An 8,077-nucleotide genomic window follows, 5' to 3' on the forward strand; every position below is an offset into this window, starting at 1 on the left:
CCAACCTCGTCACCGGGGATACGAATGGGATGCTCGACATCTTCTTCCGTGACCGGCAGACGGGCCAGACAACCCGCGTCTCGGTCAGCTCTAGTGGCGCACAAGGCAACGGAGATTCGTCCAAGCCCGCGGTTTCGAGCGACGGCCGCTACGTGGCGTTTTACTCTGTAGCCAGCAACCTGGTCGCCGGAGATGCGAACGACAAGCGCGACGTCTTCGTCTACGACCGGCAGACGGCGCAGACAACCCTGGTGTCGACCAGTTCGGCCGGCGTACAGGGCAACGCTGATGCGTATACTTGCAACATCTCGGCCGACGGTCGCTACGTGGCGTTCTATAGCGGCGCCAACAATCTGGTTGACAACGACACTAACAATACCGGCGACGTTTTCATCCGCGACCGGCAGACGGCGCAGACAACCCTGGTGTCGCTCAATTCCGATGGCGTACAGGGCAATAGCAGTTCGAACACTTGCCACATGTCGAGCGACGGCCGCTACGTGGCGTTCCACTCCTGGTCCAGTAATCTGGTTGACAACGACACCAACGATACTGGCGACGTTTTCGTCCGCGACCGCGAGACCGGGCAGACGACCCGGGTCTCGATCAGCACCAGCGGCGAACAGGGCGACGATGATTCCAGCTTTCCCTCCATCTCAGATGATGGCCGCTACGTGGCGTTCTGGTCTGGCGCCAACTCCCTCATCCCTCAGGATAGCAACGGCTGGGACGACGTCTTCGTCCACGACCGGGAGACCGGACAGACGACGCTCATCTCCATCAACACCGCCGGCGAATCAGGCAACGGCAGTTCCTACGCTCCCGCCATCACAGCCGACGGTCGGTATGTAGCGTTCGAGTCCTACGCCACTGACCTGGTCGCCGGAGATACGACCACTTCGCTGGATATGTTTGTCCGCGACAGAGAGACGGGGCAGACAAAGCGCGTCTCGGTCAATTCGGCCGGCGCGCAGGGGAACGGTTTTTCGTACAAGGCCGCCATCTCGGACGACGGCCGCTACGTGGCATTTGCTTCCGGCGCTGCCAACCTGGTCGTCAACGATACCAATGAGGCCGACGATATCTTGCTCTACGACCGGGATGGGGTTGTCGGCGCGCCGACCGTGACCGGCTTCAGCCCGCTGAGTGGCCCTGTCGGCACGAATGTGACCATCACCGGTACGAACCTTGCCGAGGCGACGGCGGTCACCTTCAACGGCACGAGCCAGCCAAGTTTCACCGTCAACCCGGCCGGCACGCAGGTTACGGCGGCCGTCCCTGCCGGAGCCACGACAGGCAAGATTGCCGTCACCACCCCCGGCGGCACGGCCACGAGCGCGAGTGACTTCACGGTCATCCTCGCCCCAACCATCTCTGGCTTTAGCCCAACCTCCGGGCCGGTCGGGACGAGCGTAACCATCACCGGCACGAATCTGACCGGCGCGACGGCCGTGAAGTTCAACGGCGTCAATGCTTCGTCGTTCATGGTCAATTCGGCCACGCAGATCACAGCCGCTGTTCCCACAAGTGCAACCACCGGCCCAATCGCCGTCACGACACCGGGCGGGACGGCCACCAGCAGCACGAACTTCACCGTCACCATCCCCGCGCCGACCATCACCGGCTTCACCCCGGCCAGCGGCCCGGTGGGCACGAGCGTAGCCATTAGCGGGACGAACCTGACCGGCGCGACGAGCGTGAAGTTCAACGGCGTCAGCCAGCCGACGTTCACCGTTAACGCCGGTGGAACGCAGATCACCGCCGCCGTTCCAGCCGGCGCGACCACGGGCAAGATCACTGTCACCACACCAGGCGGCACGGCGACAAGCGCGACGGACTTCACCGTCACCATCCCCGCGCCAACCATCACCAGCTTCACCCCGACCAGCGGCCCGGTGGGCACGAGCGTGACCATCAACGGCACGAACTTGACCGGCGCGACCGCGGTGACGTTCAACGGGACGGCCGCGTCCTCCTTTACCGTAGTCTCGGCCACGAAGGTCACCGCTACGGTTCCGGCCGGGGCGACGACCGGCAAGATCGCGGTCACCACACCAGGCGGCACGGCCACCAGCGCCGCCAACTTCACCGTTACGGTGGCCGCCCCGCCCATCTACCTCTCCTCGACGGGCGCGGGCAACGCCGGCGGCAAGGCCTTCACCGGCGCGGACGTCCTCTCCTACGCCCAGTCCACCAACACCTGGGACGTTCTCTACGACGGCTCCTACATCAAGACCGCCAAGAACGTGGGCGCGTTCGCCTTCGCGGGCAACGACATCCTGCTCGGCTTCAGCGCCGCGCAGGCCATCACCGGCCTGGGCACGGCTGCGGCGCAAGACCTGGTGCGCTTCACGCCGACATCGCTCGGTTATAACGCCACCGCCGGCACATTCGCCTGGTTCTTCGACGGCTCCGACGTCGGCCTGACCACCAGCGCCGAGGTCATCGACGCGCTATGGATCGACGCCGCCGGCCGGCTCTACCTCAGCACGACCGGCACGGCCAAAGTGACCGGGCCCGGCGGCGCGGTTATCACCGCCCACGACGAGGACGTGCTGCGCTTCACACCCAGCAGCACCGGCGCGACGACGGCCGGCACGTGGGCGCTGTACTGGGATCCGACGGCCATGACCGGCATGTCGGCCGAGGACATCAACGGCTACTGGGAAGACCCGGCCACCGGCCACCGCTACGTGACCATTCTGGGCGCGTTCACCGTCGGCAACCCGGCCTACGGCGGCAAGTTCACCGGCAACGGCAAGACCATCTTGCGCTTCGTCCCCAACGCCGCCGCCCCGGGCGGCTGGGCCCCGGCCGAGAAGGTGACGTGGCTGGCCGCCGGCGCGACCTTCCCGTCGAACCTGGACGGGATCGAGATGGCGCGGTAGCGCGGGATCAAAAAAGACCTCTGAGGTTTGCGGCAAACCTCAGAGGTCTGAACTCAGCCTAGGAGCTTCGCCTTCGCCGCCGCGAACTCCTCGTCCGTCAAAAAGCCGGCCTCCTTCAGCTTGGACAGCTCGGTCAGCTTGGTCAGAAAATCGTCGGCGGCAGGAGCCGCTGGGGCCGGGGCGGGCGCGGCCATCACCTGCGGTTGGGGCGCGGCGGCCTGCTGCTCGGCCATGGCGCGCTGGACGGCGGCGTCCATCTTGGCCTGCTCCTGCAAAGCCTTCGCCTGGGCCGACGACTGCATCGAACTAGAGACTGAGGTCGAGACGGCGGTCGCCGTGCCGGCGATGACGGCCGTGCGGGCCATCGTGCCTACCAGGCCGGGTCTGTTGTTTCTTCTTCTCATGGTATTACCTCCGCGATAAAGAAGCATCCACAGATTTCACAGATTACGCGGATTTCTTGGGTAGTCCGGCGTGAGTCTACGGGCTCTGAAGATGCCGCAAGTGTGGGTTCTACTGCTCGTCGGTGTAGTTCACGGCGGCCATGACGATCTCACGGGGGACGCGCGCGTTTTCGACGATCATGCCGTTGGCCTTGCGTACGGCCTGGGCGAAGCGCGTCGCCCAGACATCTTCCCAGACCATCAGCGCCGCCGTCGTATCGTTGGGCAGATGGTCGGCGATGAGGAGCAGGTCTTCCTCGTTCAGCAGACCCCCGACCTCGTAGTCAAGGCCCAGGAAGGCTCGCGCGTTGTCGCCCATCTCATTCACTTCGAGGGTGATGACGTTGCCGTCGGCGTCTTTCTGCACGACGGTGAGGTCGAGGATGCGGACGGTTCCGTTGCTCACCAACTCCTGGAGCGCGGGGATGATCTCGCCGCTGAACTGGTTGCCGGGGAAGGCGATGACAATGTATTCAACAGGTCCTATTTCCATGTTTTCTCCTATGGCGTTCTCCAACCTTGTCCGATCGCAATAGATGATACAACGAAACTCAAGACCTGACAGGTGGACGGCCAGAGACGTTTCGTTGCCGTTAAGGCGCCTGGAGCCGCCCACCTGTCAGGTCTGTGGTGTCAAATTGCGACCGCCACCGCCAGGCCCGCCGTGGCCGGGTCACGTCCATGTGCCGGCGCAGCCCCTCCCCCAGCATGTTGAAGGCGAAGATGGTCAGGAAGATGGCGAAGCCGACCAACGCCACTTCCCACGGCGTGCGGATCATCTTGCTCCAGAAGTTAGACATCATCTGGGCCAACTCGGGGTAGTTGGCCGTGATGCCGATGGGCGCGGCATCCATGCTGGGGTTCAGTCCCATGATGACAAACGTCTCGCCGATGAACAGCCCCAGGAAGCCCAACTCGGCCACCACCAAAAGCGTGGCCGCCAGCTCGAACGAGATGAGCGCCGGCAGCGCCGGCCACAGTTGGGGCAGCACGTGACTGCGCAGGATGCGGCCGGAGGACGCGCCGGCAGCCCTGGCCCCGTCGATGAACGGCTCCCGCTTGACCACCAGTGTGCTGTTCTTGACGAACACGGCCGTGCTGGCCCAACCCGTCGTCACGAGGGCCAGGATGAACGTCGGCAGGTTGTAGTTGTCGTGCTCGCCGAAGAAGGTGATGACGGCCAGGGCAAACAGCAGGATCGGCACGGCCAGACTGGCGTCGATCAGCGCGTCGATGGCCCGCGTCGTGGCCCCGCCGAACCACCCCGCGGCCAGGCCCAGGGTGACGCCCAACAGAATGCGCAGCGCGGCAATGGTGAAGCAGAGGATGAGCGTCGGCCGCACCGCCCACAACAGGCGGCTGTACAGGTCGCGGCCGACGAAGTCCGCGCCCAATGGCATCTCATCGACGGTGAACGGGGGAATGGGCTGGATACCGGGGATGTAGGCCCGGCCGCCGACGCGGAAGACGTTGGAGAGCACCTCCGTCGGGTCATGGGGCGCTAACCGCGGCCCGACGGCGGCAATGACCAGGAGGAGGCCGATCAGGATGCCCCCCATCCACAGCGGATAATTGCGCGATGAGGCTCTCTTCATGCCACTCGTTTCCGCTCAGGCCGGCGTGACTCCACTTGTTTCCAGGGCGACGCGCACGCGGTGATCCAGGCGATAGGCCAGTACGGCGGTGATCAGATCGGCTATCAGCAGCCAACTGCCCATAATGACGGCCAGAATGGCGATCAGGTTCGGGTCGCCAAAGAAAGCGCCGCTCGGGCCGGCGTCCAGCCGCAAGCCGATGGCCAGCAGGGCGAGACGTCCGACGCCGGGCCACAGGAAGACCGCCTCCACGATCACCAGCGCGCCGACCATCAGCCGCAGCGCGTGCCCGATGGTGACCAGCAGCGGCGAGAGCATATTGGGCCAGGCGTGCCGGCGGATGATGTGCGACCAGGTCAGGCCCTTGCTGTTGGCGACCTGGATGTAGTCTTTCTGCAACTCACTCTCCAGCAGGCCGGCCGTCACCTTGGCCAGGTGGAAGGTGGGCTGAATGGACAGCACCAGCACGGGCAAGATCAGGTGGGCGTCAAGGCCGAAGCCGCTGATGGGCAGCAACGTCGCGCCGGCGCCAGCATAGAGCAGCTGGTACATGAGCAGGGCAAGGACGATCGCCCCAAACACGAAACCCGGCATGGAAGAGCCGGCGGTCAGGAACAGCAGCGCCCCGGGCCGGATGCGCCAGGTGCGGGGCGAGATGGCGATGAAGCCGAAGAACAGACCCGCCGCCGCGGTGACGGCCAGCGCCGTCACCAGCAGGATCAGGCTGTTGCGGACGGGTTCGCGGATAATCTCCATCACCGTGACGCCGGCCACACTGCCCAGGTCGCCGCGCAACACCCCCTGTACATAGGCGGGGTACTGGCTCTCGATCGGCGCGGCGTCGGGGTTGGGGATGTTGGAGAAGGGGAAGTAGAAGTTGCCCGGGTGGCGAATGGCGAAGTGGTAGGCCACGTAGTTCAACAAGACCAGGATGATGGCCATGAGAACGAGCTTGCGCAGGATCAAGCGGATCATAGAGATACGGCAGTGGGCGCTCAGGCGACAGGCAAGCGAACGATGGTGATGACACAGAACAGCAGGATGAGCAGCGCGATGGCGACGACCGTGGCGCGCAACTCCGCCCATTCGAAGCGGTTGGCGATGCCGCCCAACAGCAGCGCCCCGGCCAGGATGACGACTGAGAGCGTGTACCGGTCGCCGAACGTCCCGGCGCTCTCGGCATTCTGGATGCGCAGGCCGGCCTGTTCAACGAGCGCGTCGGCTCTGTCCAGCGCGGCCACTCTGTACTCCGGCATGTCGAACGGGCTGGCGGGCGCGTCCGGGTTTGTCTGCGGGCCGGTGGCCAACCACGCTTCGAAGGCGGGTGTGAACTCGTTGCGAAACCGCGCGCGGTAATAGTCGGCCAGTTGCGGCTGGTTGAGGGCCGTGGCGTTCACCCACTCGGTGAATAACGTCACGTCCACCAACTGCGACTGCTGTGCATCGCCCGCCAACTGGCTCGCCTCGATGCGCAGGTTAGTGGCGTGGTTATTGAGGATAGTTTGCAGGTTGTTCCACTGCCCGGCCTGATAGCCGGCCCAGGCGGTCGCCAGCGTCGCCAGGGCCAGGACAATCGTCTCGTAAAGCTCGGCCCACCGCTTGAGTCGGCGATCCGAGAGTTCTTCGGTCGACAGGACGCGCCGCTTCCATATCTTCGGCCGGGGTTGCGCTGCTTCTGCCTGAGATTCTAGTGGTTGGGACGCCGTTTCGATGTCCGTCATTCGTCAGGTCTCCTTCACAACTTGTTCTTCTAGCGCCGCCTCGATCGCCTTTTCGTCGGTCGGCTGCAACATCGCCCGCAATTCTGCGTCATGCGAGAGGTCAATACCCTGCCGGCGCATGAGTGTGACCAGCAGTTCCAACAGCTTGGTCAGCTCGCGCTCGGTAATCACGTCCACTTGCAGGTCGACTTCCTCGCGCAGGTCGGCGATCTTGGCCGCCCGGTTCTGCGAGATGAGGACGACGATCGCCAGCATGATCGCCTCCAGCGAGACGATCATCGTTAGCAGCCCGAACGGGAAGGGATCGAACGGCTCGATACCGGGGATTAGGCCCAGGTTAATCACGATCCACACCAGGAACCACACACCGTTGACGATCAGGAACGGCATGCTGCCGAAGGCGGCGGTCATCACGTCGGCGATGCGCTCCGCCAGCGTCCGCTTTACGTCGGCGCGGGCTTTCACGCCCAGGACATCTTGCTCCATGTCAGCTCGTTGCGAATCACCCTTTGAGTCGATCCGGTTCATGCTATCACCCTATTCACGACCGGACTAACTCTATCACAATGGCGTTTTACGATAAAAATCGAAGAATGGGACGCTGATGGGCGCCGATTCAGGACGCTGATTTTCGCTGATAGAATGATTCTAATTCTTATCAGCGAAAATCAGCGTCACAATCCGCGTCCATCAGCGTCCTATTCTCCTCTAGTTGCGGTTGACGCAGTGCGGCATTATACTATTCAGTCTAGACGGAAACGGCCGGCCCGGCTAAGACGTGTCATGTGTCACCCGAAAACCTGACACATGGCACGTGACAGGGCGAACCGGCCGGACTATCATGAGTCAGCAAGTTAGGCTCCGGGTGCGTCCCGGCGAGAAGGTGCGCTTCCCCGGTCGTTGTGTGGCCTGTGGCCGGCCGGCGACCGAGCGCCAGACGTTAACAAAGCGCCGCGGCCAGGTGTCGCGCCGGCTAGATGTGCCCCTCTGCGCGGATTGCGCCCGCCAATGGAGTCGCCGATCAGGCGAGGAAGAACAGCTGCGTCACGCCGCCCGTATTGCGGCGGTGGCCGTCGCCCTGTTGCTCTTTACACTGATCGCGGTGAGTCTGTCCGGTCTGTTGCCGATCGGGTGGGTTAGGCTGCCGGTCGCGGCTGGTATCGCGCTCGTGGGCGGCTGGTTGACCCTGTCGGCCCTGCAGCGACGGGCGGAAGCAGCCGCTCTGCCGGAGACACGGGCCGTCCGCGAGGCCGCGCGCCTGGACGACTTCACCTGGCGCGACATGACCTTGACGTTCGCCAACGAGGAGATCGCCGCCAGCGTGCGGGCGATGAACGAGCCGGAATCGGCCGATGGGCGCGCCCTGTCGGCCGCTGTTGATGAAGCTTCCTGAACAAACCAACTACGTTCCAACTCTGATGGAGGTTGAA

The 8,077-nt window shown here is 64.1% G+C and carries 8 protein-coding genes; 2 read left to right on the top strand and 6 right to left on the bottom strand.

Going from position 1 to position 8,077, the window contains the following annotated elements:
* On the top strand, positions 1–2,888 hold a 2,888-nt coding region (locus ACE3UY_RS16455; protein WP_374688578.1), incomplete at its 5' end, for an IPT/TIG domain-containing protein.
* 53 nt (positions 2,889–2,941) lie between these two features.
* Here ACE3UY_RS16455 and ACE3UY_RS16460 read toward each other — a convergent pair.
* The 6 genes from ACE3UY_RS16460 to ACE3UY_RS16485 form a co-directional block, all read right to left on the bottom strand.
* A complete protein-coding gene (locus ACE3UY_RS16460; protein ID WP_374688579.1) occupies positions 2,942–3,292 on the bottom strand; it encodes an SHOCT domain-containing protein in 351 nt (116 codons plus the stop codon).
* A 109-nt stretch (positions 3,293–3,401) separates the two neighbouring features.
* Complete coding sequence (locus ACE3UY_RS16465) at positions 3,402–3,824, bottom strand: DUF6325 family protein (RefSeq protein ID WP_374688580.1); 423 nt, start codon at positions 3,822–3,824, stop codon at positions 3,402–3,404.
* 100 nt (positions 3,825–3,924) lie between these two features.
* On the bottom strand, positions 3,925–4,926 hold the full coding sequence (locus ACE3UY_RS16470) for an ABC transporter permease (RefSeq protein ID WP_374688581.1): 1,002 nt from the start codon (positions 4,924–4,926) through the stop codon (positions 3,925–3,927).
* 15 nt (positions 4,927–4,941) lie between these two features.
* A complete protein-coding gene (locus ACE3UY_RS16475) occupies positions 4,942–5,901 on the bottom strand; it encodes an ABC transporter permease subunit (RefSeq protein WP_374688582.1) in 960 nt (319 codons plus the stop codon).
* A 20-nt stretch (positions 5,902–5,921) separates the two neighbouring features.
* On the bottom strand, positions 5,922–6,647 hold the full coding sequence (locus ACE3UY_RS16480; RefSeq protein WP_374688583.1) for a hypothetical protein: 726 nt from the start codon (positions 6,645–6,647) through the stop codon (positions 5,922–5,924).
* Between the two features lie 3 nt (positions 6,648–6,650).
* Positions 6,651–7,133, bottom strand: coding sequence for a DUF1003 domain-containing protein (locus ACE3UY_RS16485; RefSeq protein ID WP_374688584.1), 483 nt, complete (start codon positions 7,131–7,133; stop codon positions 6,651–6,653).
* A 355-nt stretch (positions 7,134–7,488) separates the two neighbouring features.
* Here ACE3UY_RS16485 and ACE3UY_RS16490 point away from each other — a divergent pair, with 355 nt between their 5' ends.
* Complete coding sequence (locus tag ACE3UY_RS16490; protein WP_374688585.1) at positions 7,489–8,040, top strand: hypothetical protein; 552 nt, start codon at positions 7,489–7,491, stop codon at positions 8,038–8,040.
* The last annotated feature ends 37 nt before the right edge of the window (positions 8,041–8,077 follow it).

It is taken from the genome of Promineifilum sp. (SeqCode) (assembly GCF_041918635.1).
Classification (GTDB): Bacteria; Chloroflexota; Anaerolineae; order Promineifilales; family Promineifilaceae; genus Promineifilum.